Genomic DNA, 25128 nt, shown 5'->3' on the forward strand with positions numbered 1-25128 from the left:
GTCTCGCGCGGCCGATCAGGCCGGCATCTCGAAGGCCACGACGAGGCGATCGCGGCCCCGCCGCACGACGCGGCAGCGGCGCATCACGAACTCGCCCGCGACCGCCAGGGTGATCGTCTCGGGCACGGCACCGGCATCCGGCAGCGCCAGCGTGGCCCCGACCGGGGAAATGTCCAATATCCGACAGTCCAGTGCCGGCAAGCCTGAATCGACGACGATCTCACCGGGACTTCCCGCAAGCCCCGATGGCCGTGCGGACAACAACTCCATGCGCCGACCCCGGAATGATTTCATTAACGACCGGTAAAAGAAGATAGCAGGCGACGTCCGGAAACAATCGATCGGAGGTTCTAGTCACAATGATCTAGGGTGCGCGGCGCGTGCCGCGCCTCCGCGAGGCGGATCGAGCGCTCCGCCCGGATCGCCCGCCATCCACCCTCGTCCCCGTCGTGACCGGCCCGGTCATCCACCCGCGAGACGACGCCCGTCTCATCGACGAGGCTCGACGGCGGGGGGCTGCCACGGGATGTCGGGCGCGGGGGGCTCCCGGCCGGCCCCGGCGGGCGGGCGCTCGGCGACGAGGCGGTAGAGCGCCATGCCGGCGAGCATCGCGGCAGCGAACGCGCCCGCTTCCGGCAGGCCGATGGCCAGGCCGGCGAGCGCCGGGCCGGGGCAGAAGCCGGCCAGGCCCCAGCCGATGCCGAACAGGGCCGCGCCGGCGAGCAGCCGGGCATCGACCCGACGGTTCGTCGGCACCGCGAAGTCCGGGGCGAGGATGGGTTGCGCCATGCGCGTCATGGCGAGCGTGCCGAGCGCCGAGACGCCGACCGCACCGGCGAGTACGAAGGCGAGGCTCGGATCCCAGGTGCCGGCGAGATCGAGGAAGCCCAGGACCCGATGCGGGTCCATCATGCCCGAGAGGGCGAGGCCGAGGCCGAAGAGGAGGCCGCTCGCGAGCGCGGCGAGCAGGCGGGGGGCGGTCATCGGGCGACCCCGTGGCGGACGAGGAAGACGGTCGCGATCGCCGCCGCCATGAAGGTCGCGACCGCCGCGACGGAGCGCGGCGACAGCCGGGCGAGGCCGCAGACTCCGTGCCCGCTGGTGCAGCCCGAGCCGAGCCGCGTCCCGAATCCGACGAGGAGCCCTGCCGCGACCAGCACCGGCCAGGACGCCGCGACGCGGGCTTCCGGCCACCCGCCCGACAGGAGCCGGAATAGCCACGGCCCGGCGAGCAGCCCGGCGAGGAACGCCACCCGCCAGGCCCGGTCCCGCGCGGCGGGCCCGAGGAGGCCGCCCAGGATGCCGCTGATGCCGGCGATGCGGCCGTTGGCCATCAGCAGCAGGGCGGCCGAGGCGCCGATCAGGGCGCCGCCGGCGAGGGGGGTGAGGAAGGCGGTCACGATTGTCTCCGGATCGATCGAGCTGCACGGTTCGGCCGGCAGCGTAAGCCCGAGCCAGCGCTCCGCGAAAGGCCGGGCGGCGGTCGCGGGGACGAAGGCGACCGCCCCACGAGGCGTTCCTTCATTCGTGAGGATAGCGTGCCGGCGGCCGCAGCCCCGACGGTGACGGCCGGCTCGGCAGTTCTCGGCCAAGCGCAGTTCTCGGCCAAGCGCAGGTCTCGGACAAGAACAGTTACGATCGGCAACATTTGACTGCGGCGAGACTTGCGATTGCGCCAACACTTGCGGACGGGAGAGGTATAACGACGCTTTAACAAATGCGTGGGTAATTTTCACACGGCCGCCATCGGCCGTCCCACCCGTCCCACGATCGAGAGACGCATGACGACGATCTCCAGCGCTTCGCCTTCACCGGTCACCGCGCAGCGCATGCCGCCGCCGCCGCGAGGCCCCGATTCCGACCGGATGGCCGAGACGATCGGCAGCGAGGTGGCCTCAGGCGCCCTCAGCGGAGCCGATGCCACCGCCCTGACAAACGCGCTCGGCGCGATCCGGTCGAGCCTCGCCTCGGGCGGCGCCCCGGCGGCCTCCACGTCCGACACCGCGGGCGCGGCCGGCTCCCGGCGCGATCCGGCGGCGATGAGGAGCCGGATCGACGGCCTGATCGCCGAGCAGGTCGGCAACGGCACGCTGACCAGCGATCAGGCCTCCGAGCTGAAGAACCTGTTCGCGAGCCACGGCCGGAGCACGACGGCCTCGACCGAAACGGGCCGCGCGCAGGGCAGCCACGAGCCGCCCCCCGGCCCTCCCCCGGGCGACGCCGAGACCCCGGGCGACGCACGGGCCGACGGACCGTCCGATGATCTCGCCTCCGGCGGCAGCGCCTCGGCCGCCGACGCGCTCTCCACCTTCGTCAAGCAGCTCCAGTCATCCCAGCAGAACCGCGCGGGCTACGGCGCGGGCGGCACGCCATCGGGCGCGGCCGGCGCCGCCGCGATCCTGCTGGACTTCCACGCGTGATGTGACGCGTCCCCGCTCCGGGCGGGGCGGCACCCGCCATGTCGGGCGTCCGACGCGGCCTCGACGCCGGGGCGGGCGCGTGCCGCCGGGATCAGGGTCGCCTCGCCCGAGAGAACGCCTTCTTCCGCGATCCCTGCACATGGGAAAACGAAATTCTCGAAGAACCGTAAAATAAGCCGATTGCTTCGTTTGACGACCGCATCGTCTTCGGCGAGGATTCTTGCGACATCGAGGGGCAACGGGCAGTCGCGCCGACGAACATCCCCGCTCCTCATGGCAATTCCATGTGTCATCTGTCGCGGATGTCGTCACTGGATCCGATCGCTCCGGCCGGGTGGCCGCTATGGGCGTCGGCGTGCCGTCCGAGATCCCGATCCCCCGATAACCGGAGTCGTCGATGAACATCGCCGTCAATCCGAGCCTCGTGTCCGCCGGGCCTGTGCCGCAGGGCGTTCCCGGGCCCTTGCGGCCCGCCGCGCCCGCCCACGTCATCCGCGACGACGCGGAGGCGATCCGGGTCGCCCACGACCTCGCGGCGCGGTTCCGGGTCGGGGCCTCGGCGCGCGACCGCACCGGCGCCCGCCCGCTGGCCGAGCTCGACGCCTTCTCGCAGAGCGGGCTCTGGTCGATCAACGTGCCGCGCGCCCATGGCGGGCCGGACGTGTCCTACCGGACCCTGGCGCAGGTCATCGCGATCGTCGCGGCGGCCGATCCGTCGATCGCGCAGATCGCCCAGAACCACCTCGGCATCGTCGCTGCGATCCGCACCGTGTCGGAGCCCGAGCAGCAGACGCGGCTCTTCTCCGCAGTGCTCTCCGGCACCCGCTTCGGCAACGCCTTCTCGGAGAAGGGCACGAAGCGGGCGGCCGAGTTCGAGACCCGCTTCACCGACCACGGCAACCACGTGATCGTGCGGGGCCAAAAATTCTACGCCACCGGCGCGCTCCTCGCCCATCTCGTTCCCATCGTCGCCGTCGACGACGGGGGCCGCGCCTGGTACGCCATCGCCGAGCGGGACGCGCCGGGCCTCACGGTGATCGACGACTGGTCGAGCTTCGGCCAGCGCGGCACGGCGAGCGGTACCGTGATCATCGACGACGTGCGGGTCGAGAAGACGCATCTCGTGCCGGCCTGGCGCGGCTACGAGGCGCCGCGGGTCGACGGCGCCATCTTCCAGATCATCCAGGCGGCGATCGATGCGGGAATCGGGCGGGCTGCCCTCGACGACACCATCGCGTTCGTGCGCGAGAAGGCCCGGCCCTGGATCGACAGCGGGCAGGAGCGGGCCTCGGACGATCCCTACACGATCCGCGCCGTCGGCGACCTGACGATCCGCCAACACGCCGCCGAGGCGCTGCTCGACCGGGCCGGCCTCGCCATCGACGCGGCGGTCGCCGCCCCGACGCCCGAGAGCGTGGCGGCGGCCCAACTCGCGGTGGCCGAATCCAAGGTGCTGACCACCGAGGTGGCGCTTGCGGCGTCCAACACCCTGTTCGAGCTCTCCGGCACCCGCTCGACGCTGGCCGAGCACAACCTCGACCGGCACTGGCGCAACGCCCGCACCCACACCCTGCACGATCCGGTGCGCTGGAAGGTGGCGATCGTCGGCAACCACGCGCTCAACGGGGTGAACCCGCCGTTCCACGCCTGGAGCTGAGACCGCCCGGCTACATCAGCTTCACGGTATCGCGCCGCCTCTGTGCCTGGGCCTGGAGGCGGCGGCGGCGGGCGGCGATGACCGTACCGTTGATCTCGCCGCCGAACAGGAACATCGCGGCGAGCCAGTAGACGAAGACCAGGAAGACCATCGCGGTGGCGAGGCCCCCGTAGGTCGACACGTAGGCGCTCGAGAACCGGTCGAGGTACATCCCGAAGCCGAGGCCGGCCAGCACCCACAGGCAGAGCGTCACGCCGATGCCGGGCAGCACCAGGACGACCGGCCGGCGCCCCGCGGCGATGAACTTGTGGGCGATCACCAGCACGGTGGCGACGAGCAGCACCGTCACGCCGATCCGGCCGACCGCCACGGTAAGACCGAGGGGCTCGAGCCCCGGCGCCACCAGCACCAGCCCGCGCCAGACCAGCGGCCCGAGCACCACCAGGAAGGTGAAGGCCAGCATCGCGAAGGCGGCGCAGACGACGTAGCCGATCGATTCGAGCCGCGTCAGCCACCACGGCCGCGTCTCGCGCAGGCCGTAGGCGCGGTTGAGGCCGACCCGCAGGCTCTCGACCCCGCTCGACGAGAAGTAGAGCGCCAGCACCGCGCCGAGGGTGAGGAGGCCGCCGCGCTGCTCGGTCAGCACCCGGTGGACCTCCCCGGCGATCGGCCCCGCCACCTCGCTCGGCCAGATCTCGAACAGCAGGTTGCCGGCCTCGTCGGCGAGCGACTTGGTGCCGAACACGCTGGCGAGCGCGGTCAGCAGGATCAGGAACGGAAACAGCGAGGTCAGCAGCGAGAGCGCGATGTGGCTCGCGATCGCCCAGCCGTCATGGGCGACGAAGCGCTGGGCCGCGATGGCGGCGATCTCCAGGGCGGTGCGGGAACGGATCACGGCGCGCGGACTCTCGGGCTGGTCGACATCGCGTGTCGTCCGGTGGATGGCCGCGTCCGGCCGGGGACGCGTCCGACGGGCTTGCCGCCTCAGGTAGAGCGCGGGGCCCCGTCCTGGAAAGCCGGGCAGCCAGAAATCCGCGCCCCGCGTCCTTCCGGGCACGGCGGGGGATGTCCGGGTGAAGACATCGGGGGAGGGGATATCGGGGGAGTAGCTCGGCCGCCGCCCAGCCCCGCGTGCCGGGCGGGGCCCTCCCCTGGCGGCGGCGGTTGCGCGCCGGCCGCGCCCGTGCTCGTTGCGCGGGCATCATGAGCCGCCTCCTGCCCCTGTCCGACGCCGCCTGGCCCGCCCGCCTGGCGCCCGGCCTGTTCGTGCTGATCTGGGCCACGGGCTTCGTCGTGGCGCGGCTCGTCGCGCCGCATGCCGACCCGCTGACCTTCCTCTGCGCCCGGTTCGGCCTCACCACTCTGGTCCTGACCGGCCTCGCCGCCTCGGCCGGCGCGACCTGGCCCCGGGGCTGGCGCGGCTGGCGCGACGCGATGGTGGCCGGCATCCTGATCCATGGCGTCTATCTCGACGCGGTGTTCTGGGCGGTGCATCGCGGGCTGCCGGCGGGGATCGCCGCCCTGGTGGCAAGCCTCCAGCCGCTGCTCACCGCGGCGGTGGCCGGGCCGCTCCTCGGCGAGCGGGTGTCGCCCCGGCGCTGGCTCGGCATCGCGGTCGGGCTCGTCGGTGCCGGGCTGGTGCTGGCGCCCAAGCTCGGCGCGGCCGGCGGCATCCCGCCGGAGGCCCTCGGGATCTGCTTCTGCGGCACGGTCGGGATCACGCTCGGCACCCTGTGGCAGAAGCGCAAGGCCGTCTCGGTCGACCTGCGCACCAACGCGGCGGCGCAGTTCGTCGGCGCCCTGCTGTTCACCCTGCCGCTCGCGCTCCTCACCGAGACCGGGCAGTTCGACCTCTCGACGCCGCTGCTCCTCGGGCTCGCCTGGGCGGTGTTCGGCCTGTCGGTCGGCGGCATCCTGATCCTGCTCGGGCTGATCCGCCGCGGCGCGGTGGCGGGCGTCGCGGCCCTGTTCTACCTCGTGCCGCCGGTCTCGGCCGCGATGGCGTTCGGGCTGTTCGGCGAGACCCTGGCGCCGGTCCAGCTCCTCGGCATGGTGGTGGCGGTCCTGGGCGTGGCGATCGCGAGCCGCGGCTGAGGTTCGGGCGAGGCTCGGTCCGACGCCCGGGTTAAGTCCCTGGTGGGACTCGTGGGCCTAGGCTGGCGCGGCCCTCCCGGAGACCGCCCGCATGCTGCGCCTCGCCCTGATTGCCGCCGGCCTGACCTTCGCCGCCGGCGTGTCGCTCGCCGTCCCCGCGGCGGCGGACGGGTTCGCGGAGCCCGATGCCCCGGCCGGGTTCGGCGGTAGCCCTGCGGGATACGCAGCCCCCGGCTCCGACCGGCCCGCTCCGCGGATGGTCCGCCGGACGCACCGGATCGCCCTGCGCCGGGGCGTCGCGGTCCGTCCGGTCTCCTACGGCGAGCCCGCCGGCCCGGCCTTCCACGCCTGGCTGCCGCGCAACACCAACCTGCCGATCTACAACGTTCCGCCGCCGTTCTTCCCGGAAGACTGAGGGCCTCGAGGCCGGAGTTTCGGGGTGCCTGCGGGACGGTCCCCGGATCGAAGCGGGGCAACGGGCGTTGATTCCGGCGAGGACCACCGCCAGGGAGCCGAGCCGTGCCCGATCCGAACGTGTCCGATGTGATCGCCTCGACCCACGACGCCGCGCCGTCGCCGATCCTGCCCGACCCCGATCTACATGCGATCGATCTCGCCCCGAGCCCGCCCGGGTGCCTCGACGCCGGCGAGCGCGAGCGCTTCGCCCGCGCCGGCCAGGAGGCCCTCGACGCCTGCCTGCGCCGCTTCGCCCCCGAGGAGCGCGCCGCGATCTGGCAGGCGATCTGCCGCTGCTACAACCGGCCCTACAATCCGCCAGAGGCCGAGCCCGCCGAAGCTCTGTCGGCCGCGGCCGTGCCCGCCCCCCACGTCATCGAGGCCGTGCGCCCCGGCGCGGAGGCCGCGCGGCCGGACGCGCTCCTGCACTGAGCCGGCCGGCGGGTCAGTTTCCGTAGCTCTGCACCAGCGAGCCGGCCACCAGGGTCCAGCCGTCGACCAGCACGAAGAAGATCAGCTTGAACGGCAGCGCCACGGTGGCGGGCGGCAGCATCATCATGCCGACCGACATCAGGACCGAGGCGACCACGAGGTCGATGATCAGGAACGGGATGAACAGCAGGAAGCCGATCTCGAAGGCGCGCCTGAGTTCGGAGATCATGAAGGCGGGGGTCAGCACCTCGAGGCCGACCGCCTCGGGCGTCGCCGGCGTCCCGGCCCGGGCGAGGTCGAGGAAGAGCTTCAGGTCCTTCTCGCGCACGCTGCGCAGCATGAACGCCTTGAACGGCTGGCTCGCCCGCTCGAAGGCTTGGCTCTGCTGGATCTGCCCGGCGAGCAGCGGCTCGATGCCGGTGCGATAGGCCTCCCGCGCCGTCGGCGCCATCACGAAGGCGGTGAGGAACAGGGACAGGCTGACGATCACGGCGTTGGGCGGCGCCGTCTGGGTGCCAAGCGCCGAGCGCAGGATCGACAGCACCACCACGATGCGGGTGAACGAGGTCGCCATCACCAGGACCGACGGCGCGAGCGCCAGCACGGTGATGAGGGCGACGAGCTGCAGGGCCCGCTCGGTGACGCCGCCGCTCGGGCCGAGATCGACCGTGAGGCTCTGCGCCAGCGCGGGCGCGCCCGACAGGAGCAGGAGGGCCGCGGCGGGCGGCAGGACCTGCGCGAGGGTCCGCAGGGGAAGGCGACGATTCGGGGGCACCATGGCGGCGCACCCTGGGCCGCGGCGCCCCGTCCCGCAAGCGCCGCGCCCGCCGCGCCCTGTCGAGGGCGGGCGGGCGCGGTTCCGGTGCAACAGAGCGGGGCTCGGGAGGCCGGGCCGGCGCGGCTCAGCGCTTGTCGAGGGGCCGGCCGAGGAGGCGGGCGAACTCGGCCTCGATCTCCTCGACCGAGAACGGGTTCTGGACCGAGGCCGGCTTCGCCGTCGGGGCGGCCTCCTCCGCGGGCGGGGGAGGCGGGGGCGGCGGCTCGGGCGCCGGCCCGGGCTCGGGCGCCGGAGGAAGCACCTCGGGCAGAGGCTCCGGCGGCGGCGGGGGCGGCGGCTCGGGCGGCGGGAGAGGGGCCGGTTCCGGCAGGGGCTCCGGCTCGGGCGGCGGGGGCGGCGGCGGGGCGGGCTCTGGCTCCTGCGCGGCCGGCTCGTGCACCGCTGGCTCATTCACCGCCGGCTCGTGCGCGGCGGTTTCCGTCATGACGAGTTCTTGCATCACGGATTCTTGCGCGACCGGCTCTTCAACGACCGGAGCGGGCGGGGCGCTCATCGCCGGAGCGGCCGGGCGGGCCGGCGCCACCGCGGAGGAGGGGCGCCGCAACGCCTCCTCGAGCTGGCGGGCCATGTCGTTGAGGATCGATGCGTCGACGGTGCGCGGCTCGCCGCTGCGGGTACCGGCCGGCGCGGGCACCGGCTCGGGCGGCAGGACCGGCTCGGGCATCGGTACGTTCACCACCGGCGGCACAGGTGCCGCGAAGGGCGGCGTCTCGAGGGGCGGCGGCGCCTGGCGGGCGGCGCGCAGGCTCGGCGGCTCGGCCCGGCGGGCGCCGCCGAAGCGCGGACCGCGGGCCGGCTCAGGCGCCGGGTCGGATTGCCGCTCCGGGGCGGCCTGGGGCGGCAGCGGCGCGAAGGCGGCCGCGACCCGCTCGGGCTCGATGCCCCGTCCCGGCAGGTCCGGCTCGGGGAAGGGCGGGGGCAGCGGCGGCGGCTCGACGCCCGGCGGCAGGGTGAGGGGGGCCTCCGCGCCGTCGGAGCCGTCCGACCGGTCGGCCAGCTCCGCCGAGACCCGGTTGCCGCCGGCCCGCACGATGTTGCGCTCGACCACGACGTCGTTCGGCCCGCCGACCAGCAGAAGGTGCTCGGTGTTGTCGCGCCGCAACAGGATCAGCTGGCGCTGGCGGTCGAGCTCGTAGATGTCGACGATGCCGAGCCGCGGCTGGCGGCTGCGGCCCCCGCTTCCGTTGCCCCCGAGGGTGAGGCGGCCCCGCGCGAACCTCTTCGCCCCGAAGGCGAACAGGCTGAGGAGCACGACCATGATCAGGAAGACGACCAGGTAGGAGAGCAAGGGCGAACCGTCCGTCCCGAGGATCGAGGAGAGCAAAGCGCAGTCTCTCAAGTGAGGCGGGCACGGGGCACGCCGACGATGTGGGGCCTTCTAGCACGACCCTGCTCGGCCTGCGCAGGGGACATTAAGATATCGTTAACAGCTTTGACGTTGGCGGGGCCGCGCCGGCCGGGACGCAGTGCCCCTGTCGGGCTTAACCGGATTTTAACCATGCGATAGGCAGATTGTGCCGGTCTAAACCGGAAGGCCCGCCCGTGTCGGTCACCGATCTCCCCATCGTCGCGATGTTGCGCAACCGGATGCAATGGCAGCAGACGCGCCAGAAGGTCCTGGCGGAGAACGTCGCCAATGCCGACACGCCGGGCTTCAGGGCCCGCGAGCTCAAGGCGCCGCGCTTCCAGCTCGACGGCTCCGTGGCGGCGGCGAGCCTGCCGGGCATCGGCCTGGAGCGGACGTCCGGCGTGCACCTCGCCGGCAGCGGCCAGGCCGCCCCGTCCGAGGAGCGGACGGGCACGCGCTTCGAGATGATGCCGAGCGGCAACGCGGTGAGCCTCGAGGACGAGATGCTGAAGGCCGCCGACAACCAGAGCGACTACCAGCTCGCGAGCCTGCTCTACCGCAAGAGCCTGCAGACCCTGCGCACCGCGGTCGGCCGGTAGGCCCGTCCCGCTCCCCCGTAGCAACCGGCCGTCTCCCCGAGACCCTCGCCAGACCGACCCGAGGTGGCTTCCATGGATTTCAGCAAGGCTCTCGGCATCGCGGCCTCCGGGCTCAAGGTCCAGTCGGGCCGGATGCGGGTGATCTCCGAAAACATCGCCAACGCGGATTCGGCGCCGACGAGCCCGACCGCCGAGCCCTACCGTCGCAAGATCGCGACCTTCAACAACCACCTCGACCGCGAGCTCGACGCCTCGGTGGTCGATCTCGGCAAGATCCGCCGCGACCAGAGCCCGTTCCGCACCAAGCAGGACCCGGGTAACCCGGCCGCCGACGCCAACGGCGAGGTGCGGATGCCCAACGTCAACGTCCTCGTCGAGACCGTCGACATGCGCGAGGCACAGCGCTCCTACGAGGCGAACCTCAACATGGTCTCGCTCACCAACCGGATGGTGTCCCGCACCATCGACATCCTGAAGGCCTGACCATGCCCACCAATGCCTTCGCGGCCGGCGCCTATGCCGCGATCCAGAACATGGGCCGCACCCCCGCCGCCGGCACCGCCGGCGTGGGCGAGGGCGGCTTCACCCAGCTCCTGTCCTCCGCCCTCGACGGGGTGTCGGAGGCCGGCAAGCGCGCCGACGGCCAGGCCATGGCGGTCGCCGCCGGCAAGGCCAACGTCGTCGACGTCGTGACCGCTGTCGCCGAGAGCGAGACCGCGATCCAGACCCTGGTGGCGGTGCGCGACCGGGTGATCTCGGCCTACGAGGACATCATGCGGATGCAGATTTAAGGATTCGTTGAGCCCGATGACCGGTCTCGCGATCCTCGACGTCGCCCGCGACGGCATCCTGACCTTCCTCAAGGTCGCCGGCCCGATGATGGTCGTCGCCCTCGTGGTCGGCCTCGCCGTGTCGCTGTTCCAGGCCCTGACCCAGATCCAGGAGCAGACGCTCATCTACGTGCCGAAGATCCTCGCGGTCTTCGCCACGATGCTGCTGATGCTGCCCTTCATGGGCGACGCGCTCGCCGGCTACATGACCCGCATCGCCGCCCGGATCGCGGCCGGGGGTTGAGCGGGCGCGAAATCCCGCCGAAGAAGCCCGACATCCCGCTCGCGCGAATCGGTCCCGCGGGTCGCACCGGACGCGAACCCACCGACGTGAACCTCCTCCTGCCCGGCCTCGCCTCGGCCTACCTCCTCACCTTCGCGCGGGTCGGCACGCTGGTGATGCTGATGCCGGGCATCGGCGAGGCGATGGTGAGCCCGCGCCTGCGCCTCGCCTTCGCGCTGCTGCTGTCCCTGGTGCTGTTTCCCGTCGCCCGCCCGCTCCTGCCCGGGGGGGCGGGGCCGGAGCCCGGCGGCGCCGGCACGGCGCTGATCGGGGTGCTGATCGGCGAGATCGCGGTCGGGCTGGTGCTGGGGCTGAGCGTGCGGGCGATCGTCGCCGCGCTCCAGACCGCCGGCACCATCATCGCCCAGCAGCTCGGCCTCGCCTTCGCGATGACCGTCGATCCCTCGGTCGGCAACCAGCAGGCGACGCTCGGCAGCTTCCTCAGCCTGCTCGGCCTCACGCTGGTGCTCGCCGCCGACCTGCACCACCTCGCGCTGATGGCGATCCGCGATTCCTACGCCCTGATGCCGCCGGTCGGCATGCCGGCGACCGGCGACGCGGCCGCCTTCGCGGTGCGCGCGATAGCCCGCAGCTTCACCCTGTCGGTGCAGATCGCGGCGCCGTTCATCGCCTTCGGCATCCTGTTCAACCTCGGCCTCGGCGTGCTCTCGCGCCTGATGCCGCAGATGCAGGTGTTCTTTGTCGCGACCCCGGCCTCGATCATGATCGGCATGCTGGTGCTGCTGGCCACCGTCGGGGTGATCATGGGGGTGTTCGTCGACGACCTCGGCCGCTTCCTGGCCGATCTCGGGAGGGCGTGACGGGATGGCGGACGGGACCGACCAGGAAGACCGCACCGAGGACGCGACCCAGAAGCGCCTCGACGATGCGATCAAGCGCGGCGACGTCGCCACCAGCCAGGAGGTCAACACCTTCCTGATGCTCGGCACCTTCACGCTGGTGCTCGTCCTGGCCGGGCCCTCCCTCGCCCGCGGCCTGCTGGTCGATCTCCGGGGCCTGCTGATCCACCTGCACGACGTGCCCTCCGACCCGGCCTCCTACATGGCCTTCGGCCGCCGCGCCCTCGTCGCCGCGGGCCTCGCCCTGGCGATCCCGGTCGGGGCCGTGCTGGCGGCCGGCGTGATCGGCGGCCTCGTCCAGCACCCTCTGGTCTGGACGACCGAGATGCTGGGGGCGAAGTGGTCCCGCGTCTCGCCGATGGCCGGCCTGTCGCGGATGTTCGGCCCTGAGGCGTGGTTCCAGTTCGCCAAGGGCCTGGTGAAGATCCTGCTCGTCGGGATCGCGGCCGGCTTCGTGCTGTGGAGCGACCGCGACCGCCTCGAGGTCTTCGCCCGGCTCGAGCCGCCGGCGGTGCTCCAGGGCACCCTCTCGCTCTGCCTGCGGCTGATGGGCGCGGTGCTCGCCGCCTACGTGGTCGTCACCGTCGGCGACGCGCTCTACCAGCGCTACCGCTGGCGGGCGCGCCTGCGGATGTCGAAGCAGGAGCTCAAGGACGAGCACAAGGAGCAGGACGGCAACCCCGAGGTGAAGGGGCGGATGCGCCGGATCCGCGCCCAGCGGGTCCGGACCCGGATGATGGCGGCGGTGCCGAGCGCCAGCGTGATCGTCACCAACCCGACGCACTACGCCGTGGCCCTGCGCTACGAGGCGGGCATGGCGGCGCCGGTCTGCGTCGCCAAGGGCGTCGATGCCCTTGCCCTGCGCATCCGCGAGGTGGCGGGCGAGCACGGCGTGCCGGTGGTCGAGAACCCGCCGCTGGCGCGCGCGCTCCACGCCACCGTCGAGATCGACGCCGCGGTGCCCCCGGAGCACTATCGCGCGGTGGCGGAGGTGATCGGCTACGTGATGCGCCTGCGCCGGCGCCACTGATTCGTCCGGGCGGGCGCCCGGAACGAACCGGGTTCATTCCACGGAAACGCCGCGCCTGCTAGGGAACGGCCGAGAGACAGGTCCGCCCGCCCGCGGACCGCGCGAAGGATCGGGGCCCGGCCGCGGGTGCGGGCCCCCGGGGAGTGTCGAGGCGACATGCCGGAGTTGAGCCCATCCGCGGCTGAGACCGCCCTCGACCGCTCCGAGCGGCCCGGCCGGGTCAGCCTGCTCCTGCTGCTGGCCGGCCTCCTCGTCGGCGCGGCGGTGGGCCTGAGCTTCGTCGCCAACGAGCAGGCGCAGCCGATCATCCTCGGCCTCCTGGCGCTGCTCGCCATGGCGGGCGTGTTCTGCCTGTTCGCCTTCGCGATCGGGGCGATCCAGCTCACCGGCCAGGGCACCCGCAACGACGTGACGAAGGCGGTGGTCGACGCCGCGCCCGACGGCATGATCGCCGTGGAGGAGGGCGGCCGGCCGATCTACGCCAACGCCGCCTATCTCCAGCTCGCCGGCAGCGACACCTTCACCAACCTGCGGCCCGTCGAGCGGGTCTTCGTCGGCTCGCCCGAAGTCTCCGAGGCGGTCTACCGCCTGGCGCAGGCCGCCCGCGAGGGCCGCTCGCTGTCGGAGGAGATCCGCATGGCGCCGCCGCCCGGCGGCACGGCGGAGCGCGACTTCGCGTGGTTCCGCATCGGCGTGCGGCCGCTGCCGCTGCCGCGCCGGCCGGTCTCGCTGTGGAGCGTCGCCGACATCACCCACGAGCGCGAGCGCCAGGAGAACGTCTTCCAGGAGCTCCAGCACGCGATCGACTACCTCGACCACGCGCCGGCGGGCTTCATGGCGGTCGATCCCAAGGGCTCGGTCGTCTACATGAACGCGACGCTGGCGGCCTGGCTCGGCCACGACCTCGCCCAGGTCGGCTCGGGCGGCCTGCGCCTCTCCGAAATCTTGCCCGACGACCTCGGCCCGGTGCTGATCGGCGGCAGGGGCGAGCCCGGCGAGGTCCGCACCGACCGGTTCGACCTCGATCTGCGCCGGCGCAACGGCCACCCGCTCTCGGCCCGGCTCTACCACCGCGTCGCCTACGGCCAGGATGGCCGGCCGGGCGATTCGCGCACCCTCGTCCTCAACCGCTCGGCCGGCGAGGAGAGCAGCGACGATCCCGGCCAGGCGGCCGAGCTGCGCTTCGACCGCTTCTTCAACACCAGCCCGGTCGCGGTGGCGACGCTCGCCGCCGACGGGCGGCTGGTGCGCGCCAACGCCTCCTTCGCGCGCCTGTTCGGCACCCTGCCGCGCACCGGCGACGGCAGCGAGGCGGGTCCCCCGGTGCACGACTTCGTGGTCGAGCGGGACCGGTCGATCGTGGATGCCGCCGCCCGCGCGGCCGCGGAAGGCCGGGGCGACGTGCCGCCGGTCGAGATCGGCGTCTCGGCGCCGGTCAACCGCTCGGCCCGGATCTGGCTCAGCCCCGCCGGCACCGCCGGCGGCGCGGAGGGCGCGGTGATCCTCTACGCGCTCGACACCACGGCCCAGCACCAGCTGCAGCAGCAGGTGAACCAGGCCCAGAAGATGGAGATGGTCGGCCAGCTCGCCGGCGGCATCGCGCACGACTTCAACAACGTGCTGCAGGCGATCATCGGCTACTCGGACCTGCTGCTGGCGAGCCACCGCCCGGCCGATCCGGCCTTCCAGGACATCATGCAGATCAAGCAGAACGCCAACCGGGCCGCGAGCCTGGTGCGGCAGCTGCTGGCCTTCTCGCGTCGCCAGACCCTTCGGCCGGAGGTGATCCATCTCGGCGAGGCGCTCTCCGACCTGACCCTGCTCCTGAAGCGCCTGCTCGGCGAGCGGGTCGAGCTCGACCTCAAGCACGGCCGCGACCTGTGGCCGGTCAAGGCCGACGTCAACCAGTTCGAGCAGGTGATCGTGAACCTCGCGGTCAACGCCCGCGACGCGATGCCGGAGGGCGGACGCCTGCTGATCCGCACCGCCAACATGACCGCGGAAGCCGTCGGGGCGCTTCGCCTCAACGGCCTGCCGGGCGCCGACCACGTCCTCATCGAGGTCAGCGACACCGGCACCGGCATGACCCCGGAGGTGATGGAGAAGATCTTCGAGCCGTTCTTCACCACCAAGGAGGTCAACAAGGGCACGGGCCTCGGCCTCTCGACGGTGTTCGGCATCGTCAAGCAGTCCGGCGGCTACATCGACGTGCGCTCCACCATCGGCCAGGGGACGGTCTTCGCCATCTACCTGCCGCGCCACGTTCCCGCCCCGGAGGCGGACGTGCCCGAGGCGCCGGCGGAGCTGCCGGCCCCCGCCGTCGGCGGTGCCGCGGCTCCCGTCTCCGAAGCGCAGAAGCCGCCGGCCCGCGACCTCACCGGCCACGGCACGATCCTGCTGGTCGAGGACGAGGACCCGGTCCGCGCGGTCAACGCCCGGGCGCTCACCGCCCGCGGCTACACTGTGCTCGAGGCGGCCTCGGGCCTCGAGGCGCTGCAGATCATGGCGGAGCGCGACGTGCCGGTGGACCTCGTCGTGTCCGACGTGGTGATGCCGGAGATGGACGGCCCGACCCTCCTGCGCGAATTGCGCAAGGGCCACCCCTCGCTCAAGGTGATCTTCGTCTCGGGCTACGCCGAGGACGCCTTCCGCAAGAACCTGCCCGACGGCGAGGAATTCAATTTCCTGCCCAAGCCCTTCAGCCTGAAGCAGCTCGTCGAGACGGTGAAGACCACGATGGCGGGGTGAGGGCACGCGGATCGCCATCCGTGCGGCCGCCGCCCGCGGACCTTGCATCCATTTGGGTGCGCGGGGGGCGGCCATGAAGTCGTCGATGCCGACATCGTCCCGAGTGCCGCCATGGGGCGCCGTTCCCCATCGATCTTCGACACGCCGAAGGGCCGGCGGCTCATGGCGACATCCGCCCGGGTGGCGAAGGAGGTGTGGTGCGGGCGGGACGGTGTTCCGGATCTTCCGGAAATCGCTCGAATTCGCGCTGGGAAGATCCTGGCCGGGATCGATGTCGTTGATGCCGCCCGATACGCTGATCGCGTCGAGGGCGCGGCCCGCATCCTCTGCGAGGCCGTCGCGTCCCGCAACGGCTCGGCGAGTGATGCGCATGTCCTCGCCTGCGCCCCGGCTTCTCGATGCCGACATGTGGAACCACGGCCGTGGCATCACCGGGACCGACCGGCCGTCCTCAAGTGAACGCCGGCCGGCTCCGCGTCCTCGGCGGTGCCGGGCGTCCCGACGATTCCGCAGCCAATCCCCCGCTCGCCCTTGCCGATTGAGAACAAAACGGGTACACAATCCCCAGCCGCGCGATTGAGACTTGTCGCCCCTCCTGCCATAAGGACCCGCCGAGATGGCTCAGCCCCAGATGCGACTGGTGGAAAACCCGACCATGGACAAAGACAAGTCGAAGGCGATCGACGCCGCCCTCGCCCAGATCGAGCGCGCCTTCGGCAAGGGCTCGATCATGCGGCTCGGCAAGGGCGACAAGGTGCAGGAGGTCGAGGTCGTCTCGACCGGCTCGCTCGGCCTCGACATCGCGCTCGGCGTCGGCGGCCTGCCGCGCGGCCGCGTGATCGAGATCTACGGACCGGAATCCTCCGGCAAGACCACGCTCGCCCTCCACACCATCGCCGAGGCCCAGAAGAAGGGCGGCGTCTGCGCCTTCGTGGATGCCGAGCACGCCCTCGACCCGGTCTATGCCCGCAAGCTCGGCGTCAATCTCGACGACCTCCTGATCTCGCAGCCTGATACCGGCGAGCAGGCCCTCGAGATCACCGACACCCTGGTGCGCTCCGGCGCCATCGACATCCTGGTGGTCGATTCGGTGGCCGCGCTGACCCCGCGGGCCGAGATCGAGGGCGAGATGGGCGACCAGCAGCCGGGCCTCCAGGCCCGCCTGATGAGCCAGGCCCTGCGCAAGCTCACCGGCTCGATCTCGCGCTCGAACTGCATGGTCATCTTCATCAACCAGATCCGGATGAAGATCGGCGTGATGTACGGCAGCCCCGAGACCACGACGGGCGGCAACGCCCTGAAGTTCTACGCCTCGGTGCGACTCGACATCCGCCGCATCTCGACCCTCAAGGACCGCGACCAGCCGATCGGCAACAGCGTCCGGGTCAAGGTGGTCAAGAACAAGGTGGCGCCGCCGTTCAAGCAGGTCGAGTTCGACATCATGTTCGGCGAAGGCGTGTCGAAGGTCGGCGAGCTGATCGACCTCGGCGTCAAGGCCGGCATCGTCGAGAAGTCGGGCGCCTGGTTCTCCTACGACAGCCAGCGCCTCGGCCAGGGCCGCGAGAACTCGAAGGGCTTCCTGCGCGACAACCCCGACATCGCCAACAAGATCGAGGCCTCGATCCGGCAGAATTCGGGCCTCGTCGCCGACAAGATCCTCGAGAATGCCACGCCGACCGCCGACGACCTCGACGAGGGGTCGGCCTGATCCGGCCGATCGGTTCCAGCGTGAGGTAGGGGGCCGCCGCGCGACGAGCGCGGCGGCTTCTTCCATTTTGAAGGACTGTACCGGGACCGGAAAAACGCGGATTTCCCCTCCGCCTTGTGGGGAGGGGTGGGGGGGTGCAGGAGGCACCGCTGAGCCGGACGCGGTACCATCCCCGACCCCCACCCCTCCCCACAACTTGCAGCGATACCGGGCAGGCCCGGGATCGCTTGGTGAGGGAAGGCGCGCTCCCTTTGAGCGAGGCGCAGTCACACCGAGATGTGTGAATGCGATAGCCGCCCGCGGGGAGAGGGGGATACCTGCGCCTCGATCGGCTGCCGGAGGGCCCGCGCGCGTTACGGTGCCCCCGGACCGGCCCACCCGAACAGCCCGGCAAAGACGAAGCCGATGCCGACCATCGCCACGCCCCAGACGAGGGTGCGGATCCACGGGATGCCGAAGCCGTAGATCGGCAGGTAGAGGAGCCGGGCCCAGAAGTAGAGCTGTGCCCCCCACGCCGCCGCGCCGCCCTGACGGCCCGAGACGGCTGCCGCCAGCACAAGGGCGGCAAAGAGCGGGAAGGTCTCGAAGAAGTTGGCCGAGGCCCGCTTCAGCCGGGCGGCGGCCCCGGTGACCTCGCCCTCGCTCTCGCGGTTGCCCGCCGCCCAGGTCAGGCCGCCGCGCTGGGCGAGGCCCGAGGTCGAGGCGGCCATGATGTGCGCGAAGCCCAGGGCGGCCGAGAGCGCGAGGAGGCGGATTTCGTCGGTCATCGGGGCGGGTATCCAGAACGTCGGGAAGCGGCCGGCGGCCGCGCTTGCTTCCGACGCACATAGCGGCGGCGCTCCGCCTCGACATGGGGAAAGCGCGTGACTAAAGACACGCGGATGCATCCGCGGGCCGCCCGCCGGTGCGCGACATTTTCAAGCCCGCCCTTCGCCCGGCCCGCCTTCCGCAGAGACGATTCTTCCCATGAGTGGCGTCAACGAGATCCGGTCCACCTTCCTGGACTACTTCGCCAAGCACGGTCACGAGGTGGTACCGTCCTCGCCGCTGGTACCGCGCAACGACCCGACGTTGATGTTCACCAACGCCGGCATGGTGCAGTTCAAGAACGTCTTCACCGGCGTCGAGAAGCGGCCCTACCAGCGCGCCGCCACCGCCCAGAAATGCGTGCGCGCCGGCGGCAAGCACAACGATCTCGACAATGTCGGGTACACGGCGCGCCATCACACCTTCTTCGAGATGCTGGGCAACTTCTCGTTCGGCGACTATTTCAAGCCGCTGGCGATCGAGCTGGCCTGGAACCTCGTCACCAAGGAATTCGGGCTCTCGCCCGAGAAGCTGCTGGTCACGGTCTATGCCGACGACGAGGACGCCGCCACCCTGTGGCGCAAGATCGCCGGCTTCTCCGACGACCGCATCATCCGCATCGGCACCTCCGACAATTTCTGGCAGATGGGCGATACCGGCCCGTGCGGGCCGTGCTCGGAGATCTTCATCGACCAGGGCCCGGAGCTGTGGGGCGGCCCGCCCGGCAGCCCGGAGGAGGACGGCGACCGCTTCCTCGAGTTCTGGAACCTGGTGTTCATGCAGTACGAGCAGATCGAGCCGGGCAACCGGGTCGGCCTGCCACGGCCCTCGATCGATACCGGCATGGGCCTCGAGCGCATGGCGGGGATCCTCCAGGGCGTGAAGAGCAACTACGACACCGACCTGTTCCGCAGCCTGATCGACGCCGTGGCGCATCAGGTCGGGCGCGCGCCCGAGGGCAAGCAGACGGCGTCCTACCGGGTGATCGCCGACCACCTGCGCGCCTCGTCGTTCCTCGTCGCCGACGGCGTGCTGCCGAGCAACGAGGGTCGCGGCTACGTGCTGCGCCGGATCATGCGGCGCGCCATGCGCCACGCCCAGCTGCTGGGCTCGCGCGACCCGATGATGTACCGCCTCGTGCCGACGCTGGTGCGCGAGATGGGCCAGGCCTACCCCGAGCTGGTGCGGGCCGAGAGCCTGATCGCCGAGACCTTGCGCCTCGAGGAGACCCGCTTCCGCCGCACCCTGGAGCGCGGCCTGTCGATCCTCGACGCCGAGACCCGCGACCTCTCGGAGGGCGGGAGCCTGTCGGGCGAGACCGCCTTCACCCTCTACGATACCTACGGCTTCCCCCTCGACCTGACCCAGGACGCGCTGAAGTCCCGCGGCATCGCGGTCGACACCGACGGCTTCACCGCCGCGATGCAGCGTCAGCGCGCCGCGGCGCGGGCCGCTTGGTCGGGCTCGGGCGAAGCCGCCACCGAGACCCTGTGGTACGGCTTGCGCGAGCGCACCGGCGCCACCGAGTTCCTCGGCTACGATACGGAAGGTGCCGAGGCGGTCGTCACCGCTTTGGTGCGCGGCGGGGCCGAGGTCGAGGCGATCCGGGCCGGCGAGGAGGGTCTCCTCGTCGTCACCCAGACCCCGTTCTACGCGGAGTCCGGCGGTCAGGTCGGCGATACCGGCACGATCACCGGCCCGGGCCTCAAGGTCCGCGTCACCGCGACCGAGAAGAAGCTCGGCGACCTCTTCGTCCACCACGTCGCGGTGGAGGAGGGCTCGCTCACCCTCGACCAGCCGGTCGAGCTGAAGGTCGATCACGGACGCCGCTCGGCGATCCGCGCCAACCACTCGGCCACCCACCTGCTGCACGAGGCCCTGCGCCAGGTTCTCGGCGACCACGTCGCCCAGAAGGGCTCGCTCGTCGCCCCCGAGCGCCTGCGCTTCGACATCAGCCACCCCAAGCCGATCGAGGCCGAAGAACTGGCCCGGGTCGAGGAGATCGCCAACCGGGTGCTGCTCCAGAACGAGCCGGTGGTGACGAAGCTGATGGCGGTCGACGACGCCATCGCGTCGGGCGCCCGTGCGCTGTTCGGCGAGAAATACGGCGAGGAGGTCCGGGTCGTCTCGATGGGCCGCGACGCCGCCGCCGACGGACGGGCCAAGACGTTCTCGGTCGAGCTCTGCGGCGGCACCCATGTCGGGCGCACCGGCGACATCGGCGTGGTGACGATCCTAGGCGACAGCGCCGTCGGCGCCGGCGTGCGCCGGATCGAGGCGATGACGGGCGACGCCGCCCGTCGCCACCTGGCCGGCGAGAGCCGCCAGCTCGCCGCGATCGCCGCCCTGCTCAAGGCACCGGTGGCCGAAGCGCCGGAGCGCCTGGCCGCCCTCCTCGACGAGCGCCGCCGGATGGAGCGGGAACTCTCCGACGCCCGCCGCAAGCTCGCGATGGGCGGGGGCACGGGCGGTGCCACCGACGACGGCGTCCGCGAGGTCGCCGGCACCAAGCTGATGGCACGCGTCGTGCAAGGCGTCGAGATGCGCGACCTCAAGAGCCTGGCCGACGAAGGCAAGAAGCGGCTCGGCTCCGGGATCGTGGCGATCGTCGGCGTGGCGCCGGACGGCAAGGCCGGTCTCGTCGTCGGCGTCACCGAGGATCTGACCGGCCGGTTCGACGCGGTCGCCCTGGTGCGGGCGGGCTCGGAGCGGCTCGGCGGCAAGGGCGGCGGCGGGCGTCGCGACATGGCCCAGGCCGGCGGCCCCGACGGGGCGGCGGCCGAGGCGGCCCTGGAGGCGATCACCGCGGCCGTGGGCGCCGCGTGAGACGATCGGGACGGCGCCCGACCGGGCTCCGTCCGACGCTTCCGTCGGCGGCCGACACCGAAGCGTCACGGGTGATGCTCTAGGGTCACAGACCGGGCGTGGCGGGCGAGGCGGAACAGGGCCGGCGGGCCGGAAGCGAAAACCTCTCTCTCGGGAGGACGCCTCCGCTCCGTCAGTCGACGCGACGTCGCGCTCGTCCCAAAGAATTGTCTCTTCGTCCCTAAATTCCCGAGGCCCGACCGCGCGCGATCTCCTGTCGACGCGCCGCGGCTGTTCGGTTGGCTGTCGTGGCTCGTCTCCGTTCGGCGGGCCGGGCCCGCGGCCGATCTTGCCCATCTCGCATCAGCGAAGTAGAGGCTGCAGGATTGCGGCTCGGCCCGACTCGACCGACGTGGTTGTGCCACGTTTGCCGGTCATGAGCCGCCGGGCGAATCGGCCACGCGATATCGGAAGGTGGGCAGGAATGCAGGTCATCGATCAGGCGATCCCGGCGGTGAAGCTCGTGATCCCGAAGCGGCACGGCGACGCGCGCGGCTGGTTCTCGGAGACCTACCGGGCCGACATCCTGGCCGCCCACGGCGTCGAGGACCACTTCATCCAGGACAACCAGTCCTTCTCGGCGCAACAGGGCACCGTCCGCGGCCTGCACTTCCAGCGCCACCCCTTCGCCCAGGCCAAGCTGATCCGCGTGCTGTCCGGCGCGATCCTCGACGTCGCGGTCGACCTGCGCCGCGACCAGCCGACCTACGGCCGGCACGTCGCCGTGCGCCTCGACGCCGAGAACGGCCACCAGCTCTACATTCCGATCGGGTTCGGCCACGGCTTCTGCACCCTCGAGCCGGACACTATGGTGGCCTACAAGGTCGCCGGCGGCGTCTACAGCCCCGAGCACGACGGCAACCTGCTCTGGAACGATCCCGACCTCGGCATCGACTGGCCGGTGAGCGAGGCCGAAGCCCAGCTCTCCGCCAAGGACAAGGTCGCGCCCCGCTTCGCCGACCTGGCCCCTCTGTTCTGACGGCTCGCGCCGCTTCCAAACCCTCTCGCTCTGGAGATACCACCCCATGCGCATCCTCGTCACGGGCGGCTGCGGCTTCATCGGCTCGGCCCTGGTCCTTCACCTCGTTCAGGAGCTCGGCCACGAGGTCCTGACCCTCGACGCGCTGACCTACGCGGCGAACCCGATCTCGCTGATGCCGCTCAAGGGCGACAACCGGCACCGCTTCGCCGAGGCCGATATCTGCGACCACGAGAAGGTGTCGGGGCTCTTCGCGGAGTTCCGCCCCGAGGCCGTGATGCACCTCGCCGCCGAGAGCCACGTCGACCGCTCGATCACCGGGCCGGGCGCCTTCATCCGCACCAACGTGGTCGGCACCCAGGTGATGCTGGAGGCCGCCCGCGCCTACTACAACACGCTTCAGGGGCCTGAGCGCGACGCCTTCCGGTTCCTGCACGTCTCGACCGACGAGGTCTACGGCTCGCTGCCCCCGGGCGCCTTCTTCACCGAGGACAGCCGCTACGACCCGCGCTCGCCCTATTCGGCCTCGAAGGCGGCGTCCGACCACCTGGCGCGCGCCTGGCACGAGACCTACGGCCTGCCGGTGCTGGTGACCAACTGCTCGAACAATTACGGGCCGCGGCACTTCCCCGAGAAGCTGATCCCGCTGATGATCCTCAACGCCCTCGACGGCAAGGACCTGCCGGTCTACGGCGACGGCCAGAACGAGCGCGACTGGATCCACGTCGAGGACCACGCCCGCGGCCTCGTCGCGGTGCTGGAGAAGGGCCGGATCGGCGAGACCTACCTGCTCGGCGGCCGCTCGGTGCGCAACAACCTCGAGGTGGTCAAGACGCTCTGCGCGATCTTCGACCGCCTCCGCCCCGAGGCCGGCCCGCACGAGCGCCTGATCAAGTTCGTCACCGACCGCCCGGGCCACGACCGGCGCTACGCCATAGACCCGAGCAAGGCCGAGGCCGAGGTCGGGTACAAGCCGAGCCGCACTTTCGAGCAGGCGCTCGAGGACACCGTGCGCTGGTACCTCGACAACGAGTCGTGGTGGCGCCCGATCCGCGAGGGCCGCTATTCCGGCGAGCGCCTCGGCCTGAGCGCGGAGTAAGGCGATGGCGCGGCGGGAGATCTTGGTCCTCGGCGGCGGCGGGCAGGTCGGCACCGAGCTGCAGCGGCAATCCTTCGGGGAGGGCGTGGTCGTCCACGCTCCCACCCGGGAGGCACTGGACATCACCGACGAGGCGGCGGTCGCCCGTGCGGTCGCCGAGCGCCCGTACGCGGCGGTGATCAACACCGCCGCCTACACGGCGGTCGACAAGGCCGAGAGCGACGTGGCCGCCGCCTGGCGCCTCAATGCGCTGGCACCCGCCTACCTGGCGGCGGAGACCGCCAAGGCCGGCATCCCGCTGATCCACGTCTCGACCGACTACGTCTTCGACGGCTCGGGCACCGGCGCCTACCCGACCGACGCGCCGGTGCATCCGGTGAGCGTCTACGGCGCCAGCAAGGCCGCCGGCGAGATGGCGGTGCGCACCGGCAACCCGCGCCACGCGGTGGTGCGCACGGCCTGGGTGGTGAGCCCGCACCGGGCGAACTTCGTCAAGACGATGCTGCGGCTTTCGGCCGAGCGCGACAAGCTGACGGTGGTCGCCGACCAGCGCGGTTGCCCGACCTCGGCCGGCGACCTCGCGGCGGCGCTCGTCGCGATCGCGGTGCGCTTCGCCGAGGACGAGGCGGCGCCCGCCGGCACCTATCACTGCGTCAATGCCGGGGCGACGACCTGGTACGACTTCGCGGTCGCCATCATGTCGGGGGCGGCCGCCCGCGGCGCCCGCTCGGTGCCGGTCGAGCCGATCCCGAGCACCGCCTTCAAGACCCCGGTCACCCGGCCGGCCAATTCCGAGCTCTCGACCGAGACGCTGACCTCCGCCTTCGGCCTCGTGCCGCGGCCGTGGCAGGCGGCCCTCGACGACATCCTGGACCGGCTGATCGGTCCCGCTGCGAAACAAGCCTGAGGAGATTTCTGTCATGAAGGGCATCGTGCTCGCCGGCGGTTCCGGCACGCGGCTGCATCCGGCGACGCTGGCGATCAACAAGCAGCTGCTGCCGGTCTACGACAAGCCGATGATCTACTATCCGGTGTCGGTGCTGATGCTGGCCGGCATCCGCGACATCCTGCTGATCTCGTCGCCGGAGCACATCGACAACTACAAGCGCCTGTTCGGCACCGGCGAGCAGTTCGGGATCAACATCTCGTACGCGCTGCAGCCGAAGCCGGACGGCCTGGCCCAGGCCTTCATCATCGGCCGCGAGTTCGTCGGCGACGATTCGGTCGCGCTGGTGCTCGGCGACAACCTGTTCTTCGGTGCCGGCATGCGCGAGCTGCTGGCCAAGGCCCGTGCCCGGAAGACCGGCGCCTCGGTCTTCGCCTACCATGTCGACCAACCCGAGGCCTACGGCGTCGTCACCCTCGACAAGGACGGCCGCGCCACCAAGCTCGTCGAGAAGCCGAAGAACCCGGAATCGCCCTGGGCGGTGACCGGCCTCTACTTCTACGACAACCAGGTGCTCGACATCGCCGCCGCGGTGAAGCCCTCGCCCCGCGGCGAGCTCGAGATCACCGACGTCAACCAGGCCTATCTCGACCGCGGCCAGCTCCACGTCGAGTGCATGTCGCGCGGCTATGCCTGGCTCGACACCGGGACGCACGACAACCTGCTCGAGGCCGGCGAGTTCGTCCGCGTCATCCAGCACCGCCAGGGCATGCAGGTCGCCTGCCTGGAGGAGATCGCCTACACGCAGGGCTTCATCACCCGCGAGCAGGTGGTGGCCCGCGGCCAGCTCTTCGCCAAGACCAATTACGGCCAGAGCCTGCTGCGCCTCGCCCGCGAGCAGGAGCCGGGCCAAGCCCTGCTCTGACACCAGAGCATTTTCCACGAAGTGGGAACCGGTTCGTCGCAGAAAATACGATAAAACAAAGACTTAGAAAGCTTCGCGATTACAGCGCGATCGTGAAGCGCTCTAGCCCCGCTCTGAAGCGAGCCGTGCTCTAACACGAGCGTCGCTCAAGGGCCTGTCGTGAGCCCGCCTGCGGGCCGAGGGTCGCGCCGTCCCGCCGGGGAGGGTGCGGCCCTTCGCGTTTTTTCGGTCCGTCCCGCCCAAAAAGACCGAGTTTTCGCCGCG

25 protein-coding genes are annotated in these 25128 nt (G+C 71.6%); 18 read left to right on the forward strand and 7 right to left on the reverse strand.

Annotated features, from left to right (window positions below; all coding sequences use genetic code 11):
- Positions 1-15: 15 nt before the first annotated feature.
- The 3 genes from V3T34_RS07765 to V3T34_RS07775 form a co-directional block, all read right to left on the reverse strand.
- Positions 16-294 carry a PilZ domain-containing protein gene (locus tag V3T34_RS07765; RefSeq protein WP_331369142.1) on the reverse strand — a complete coding sequence of 93 codons (279 nt, stop codon included), beginning with the start codon at positions 292-294 and terminating at the stop codon, positions 16-18.
- A gap of 195 nt (positions 295-489) precedes the next feature.
- Positions 490-984: a YeeE/YedE family protein gene (locus tag V3T34_RS07770; RefSeq protein ID WP_305076567.1), complete on the reverse strand. Its 495-nt coding sequence runs from the start codon at positions 982-984 to the stop codon at positions 490-492.
- A complete protein-coding gene (locus V3T34_RS07775) occupies positions 981-1400 on the reverse strand; it encodes a YeeE/YedE family protein (protein WP_091884339.1) in 420 nt (139 codons plus the stop codon). Before V3T34_RS07775 ends, V3T34_RS07770 begins: the two co-directional genes overlap by 4 nt.
- A 381-nt stretch (positions 1401-1781) precedes the next feature.
- Here V3T34_RS07775 and V3T34_RS07780 point away from each other — a divergent pair, with 381 nt between their 5' ends.
- Together V3T34_RS07780 and V3T34_RS07785 are read left to right on the forward strand one after the other, a co-directional pair.
- Positions 1782-2420: a hypothetical protein gene (locus tag V3T34_RS07780; RefSeq protein ID WP_305076568.1), complete on the forward strand. Its 639-nt coding sequence runs from the start codon at positions 1782-1784 to the stop codon at positions 2418-2420.
- Between the two features lie 397 nt (positions 2421-2817).
- Positions 2818-4077, forward strand: a complete 1260-nt coding sequence (locus tag V3T34_RS07785; protein ID WP_305076569.1) for an SfnB family sulfur acquisition oxidoreductase — start codon at positions 2818-2820, stop codon at positions 4075-4077.
- Positions 4078-4087: 10 nt separating this feature from the next.
- On the opposite strand, the gene V3T34_RS07790 is transcribed toward V3T34_RS07785, so the two are convergent.
- Positions 4088-4969, reverse strand: coding sequence for a YihY/virulence factor BrkB family protein (locus V3T34_RS07790; RefSeq protein ID WP_305076677.1), 882 nt, complete (start codon positions 4967-4969; stop codon positions 4088-4090).
- Positions 4970-5280: 311 nt separating this feature from the next.
- Between V3T34_RS07790 and V3T34_RS07795 the strand changes: the two genes are divergently transcribed.
- The 3 genes from V3T34_RS07795 (at position 5281) to V3T34_RS07805 (ending at position 7059) form a co-directional block, all read left to right on the forward strand.
- Positions 5281-6171 (forward strand): DMT family transporter, encoded by an 891-nt coding sequence (locus V3T34_RS07795; protein WP_305076570.1) that lies wholly within the window; start codon positions 5281-5283, stop codon positions 6169-6171.
- A 91-nt stretch (positions 6172-6262) separates the two neighbouring features.
- The gene (locus V3T34_RS07800; protein ID WP_091884349.1) at positions 6263-6586 is read left to right on the forward strand and encodes a hypothetical protein; all 324 of its coding nucleotides are present in this window, start codon (positions 6263-6265) and stop codon (positions 6584-6586) included.
- A 104-nt stretch (positions 6587-6690) separates the two neighbouring features.
- Positions 6691-7059, forward strand: a complete 369-nt coding sequence (locus V3T34_RS07805; RefSeq protein WP_305076571.1) for a hypothetical protein — start codon at positions 6691-6693, stop codon at positions 7057-7059.
- Between the two features lie 13 nt (positions 7060-7072).
- Here V3T34_RS07805 and fliP read toward each other — a convergent pair whose 3' ends face one another.
- Together fliP and V3T34_RS07815 are read right to left on the reverse strand one after the other, a co-directional pair.
- Entirely contained in the window at positions 7073-7837 is a 765-nt protein-coding gene (gene fliP, locus V3T34_RS07810) for a flagellar type III secretion system pore protein FliP (RefSeq protein WP_060850204.1), read from the reverse strand.
- Positions 7838-7961: 124 nt separating this feature from the next.
- Positions 7962-9185: a hypothetical protein gene (locus V3T34_RS07815; protein ID WP_305076572.1), complete on the reverse strand. Its 1224-nt coding sequence runs from the start codon at positions 9183-9185 to the stop codon at positions 7962-7964.
- Between the two features lie 254 nt (positions 9186-9439).
- Here V3T34_RS07815 and flgB point away from each other — a divergent pair, with 254 nt between their 5' ends.
- The 8 genes from flgB (at position 9440) to recA (ending at position 17303) form a co-directional block, all read left to right on the forward strand.
- Positions 9440-9844 carry a flagellar basal body rod protein FlgB gene (gene flgB, locus V3T34_RS07820; protein ID WP_060850202.1) on the forward strand — a complete coding sequence of 135 codons (405 nt, stop codon included), beginning with the start codon at positions 9440-9442 and terminating at the stop codon, positions 9842-9844.
- Positions 9845-9916: 72 nt separating this feature from the next.
- Positions 9917-10327, forward strand: a complete 411-nt coding sequence (gene flgC / locus V3T34_RS07825) for a flagellar basal body rod protein FlgC (protein ID WP_060850201.1) — start codon at positions 9917-9919, stop codon at positions 10325-10327.
- Positions 10328-10329: 2 nt separating this feature from the next.
- A complete protein-coding gene (gene fliE, locus V3T34_RS07830; RefSeq protein WP_060850200.1) occupies positions 10330-10635 on the forward strand; it encodes a flagellar hook-basal body complex protein FliE in 306 nt (101 codons plus the stop codon).
- Between the two features lie 16 nt (positions 10636-10651).
- Positions 10652-10918, forward strand: coding sequence for a flagellar biosynthesis protein FliQ (fliQ, locus tag V3T34_RS07835; RefSeq protein ID WP_060850199.1), 267 nt, complete (start codon positions 10652-10654; stop codon positions 10916-10918).
- 86 nt (positions 10919-11004) lie between these two features.
- On the forward strand, positions 11005-11778 hold the full coding sequence (gene fliR, locus V3T34_RS07840) for a flagellar biosynthetic protein FliR (protein ID WP_060850198.1): 774 nt from the start codon (positions 11005-11007) through the stop codon (positions 11776-11778).
- Positions 11779-11782: 4 nt separating this feature from the next.
- Complete coding sequence (gene flhB / locus V3T34_RS07845) at positions 11783-12847, forward strand: flagellar biosynthesis protein FlhB (RefSeq protein WP_060850197.1); 1065 nt, start codon at positions 11783-11785, stop codon at positions 12845-12847.
- 156 nt (positions 12848-13003) lie between these two features.
- Positions 13004-15595, forward strand: coding sequence for a cell cycle histidine kinase CckA (cckA, locus tag V3T34_RS07850; RefSeq protein ID WP_305076573.1), 2592 nt, complete (start codon positions 13004-13006; stop codon positions 15593-15595).
- Positions 15596-16211: 616 nt separating this feature from the next.
- The gene (recA, locus tag V3T34_RS07855) at positions 16212-17303 is read left to right on the forward strand and encodes a recombinase RecA (protein WP_048426181.1); all 1092 of its coding nucleotides are present in this window, start codon (positions 16212-16214) and stop codon (positions 17301-17303) included.
- Positions 17304-17656: 353 nt separating this feature from the next.
- Here recA and V3T34_RS07860 read toward each other — a convergent pair whose 3' ends face one another.
- Positions 17657-18070, reverse strand: coding sequence for an MAPEG family protein (locus V3T34_RS07860; protein WP_060850195.1), 414 nt, complete (start codon positions 18068-18070; stop codon positions 17657-17659).
- Between the two features lie 199 nt (positions 18071-18269).
- Here V3T34_RS07860 and alaS point away from each other — a divergent pair, with 199 nt between their 5' ends.
- From alaS to rfbA, 5 genes are all read left to right on the forward strand, one after another.
- Positions 18270-20936: an alanine--tRNA ligase gene (gene alaS / locus V3T34_RS07865; protein WP_305076574.1), complete on the forward strand. Its 2667-nt coding sequence runs from the start codon at positions 18270-18272 to the stop codon at positions 20934-20936.
- Positions 20937-21399: 463 nt separating this feature from the next.
- Positions 21400-21954: a dTDP-4-dehydrorhamnose 3,5-epimerase gene (rfbC, locus tag V3T34_RS07870; RefSeq protein ID WP_060850193.1), complete on the forward strand. Its 555-nt coding sequence runs from the start codon at positions 21400-21402 to the stop codon at positions 21952-21954.
- Between the two features lie 46 nt (positions 21955-22000).
- A complete protein-coding gene (gene rfbB, locus V3T34_RS07875) occupies positions 22001-23053 on the forward strand; it encodes a dTDP-glucose 4,6-dehydratase (RefSeq protein WP_288583027.1) in 1053 nt (350 codons plus the stop codon).
- Between the two features lie 4 nt (positions 23054-23057).
- A complete protein-coding gene (gene rfbD, locus V3T34_RS07880; protein WP_305076575.1) occupies positions 23058-23960 on the forward strand; it encodes a dTDP-4-dehydrorhamnose reductase in 903 nt (300 codons plus the stop codon).
- Positions 23961-23973: 13 nt separating this feature from the next.
- The gene (gene rfbA, locus V3T34_RS07885) at positions 23974-24864 is read left to right on the forward strand and encodes a glucose-1-phosphate thymidylyltransferase RfbA (protein ID WP_200601425.1); all 891 of its coding nucleotides are present in this window, start codon (positions 23974-23976) and stop codon (positions 24862-24864) included.
- Positions 24865-25128: the final 264 nt, after the last annotated feature.

Source organism: Methylobacterium ajmalii (assembly GCF_036448855.1).
Taxonomy (GTDB): Bacteria; Pseudomonadota; Alphaproteobacteria; order Rhizobiales; family Beijerinckiaceae; genus Methylobacterium; species Methylobacterium ajmalii.

Coding starts and splice junctions, on each gene's coding strand:
- V3T34_RS07765 (WP_331369142.1), bottom strand. CDS start 294: ATGAAATCATTCCGGGGTCGGCGCATGGAGTTGTTGTCCGCACGGCCA.
- V3T34_RS07770 (WP_305076567.1), bottom strand. CDS start 984: ATGACCGCCCCCCGCCTGCTCGCCGCGCTCGCGAGCGGCCTCCTCTTC.
- V3T34_RS07780 (WP_305076568.1), top strand. CDS start 1,782: ATGACGACGATCTCCAGCGCTTCGCCTTCACCGGTCACCGCGCAGCGC.
- V3T34_RS07785 (WP_305076569.1), top strand. CDS start 2,818: ATGAACATCGCCGTCAATCCGAGCCTCGTGTCCGCCGGGCCTGTGCCG.
- V3T34_RS07795 (WP_305076570.1), top strand. CDS start 5,281: ATGAGCCGCCTCCTGCCCCTGTCCGACGCCGCCTGGCCCGCCCGCCTG.
- V3T34_RS07800 (WP_091884349.1), top strand. CDS start 6,263: ATGCTGCGCCTCGCCCTGATTGCCGCCGGCCTGACCTTCGCCGCCGGC.
- fliP (WP_060850204.1), bottom strand. CDS start 7,837: ATGGTGCCCCCGAATCGTCGCCTTCCCCTGCGGACCCTCGCGCAGGTC.
- flgC (WP_060850201.1), top strand. CDS start 9,917: ATGGATTTCAGCAAGGCTCTCGGCATCGCGGCCTCCGGGCTCAAGGTC.
- fliE (WP_060850200.1), top strand. CDS start 10,330: ATGCCCACCAATGCCTTCGCGGCCGGCGCCTATGCCGCGATCCAGAAC.
- fliQ (WP_060850199.1), top strand. CDS start 10,652: ATGACCGGTCTCGCGATCCTCGACGTCGCCCGCGACGGCATCCTGACC.
- flhB (WP_060850197.1), top strand. CDS start 11,783: ATGGCGGACGGGACCGACCAGGAAGACCGCACCGAGGACGCGACCCAG.
- cckA (WP_305076573.1), top strand. CDS start 13,004: ATGCCGGAGTTGAGCCCATCCGCGGCTGAGACCGCCCTCGACCGCTCC.
- recA (WP_048426181.1), top strand. CDS start 16,212: ATGGCTCAGCCCCAGATGCGACTGGTGGAAAACCCGACCATGGACAAA.
- V3T34_RS07860 (WP_060850195.1), bottom strand. CDS start 18,070: ATGACCGACGAAATCCGCCTCCTCGCGCTCTCGGCCGCCCTGGGCTTC.
- alaS (WP_305076574.1), top strand. CDS start 18,270: ATGAGTGGCGTCAACGAGATCCGGTCCACCTTCCTGGACTACTTCGCC.
- rfbC (WP_060850193.1), top strand. CDS start 21,400: ATGCAGGTCATCGATCAGGCGATCCCGGCGGTGAAGCTCGTGATCCCG.
- rfbB (WP_288583027.1), top strand. CDS start 22,001: ATGCGCATCCTCGTCACGGGCGGCTGCGGCTTCATCGGCTCGGCCCTG.
- rfbD (WP_305076575.1), top strand. CDS start 23,058: ATGGCGCGGCGGGAGATCTTGGTCCTCGGCGGCGGCGGGCAGGTCGGC.
- rfbA (WP_200601425.1), top strand. CDS start 23,974: ATGAAGGGCATCGTGCTCGCCGGCGGTTCCGGCACGCGGCTGCATCCG.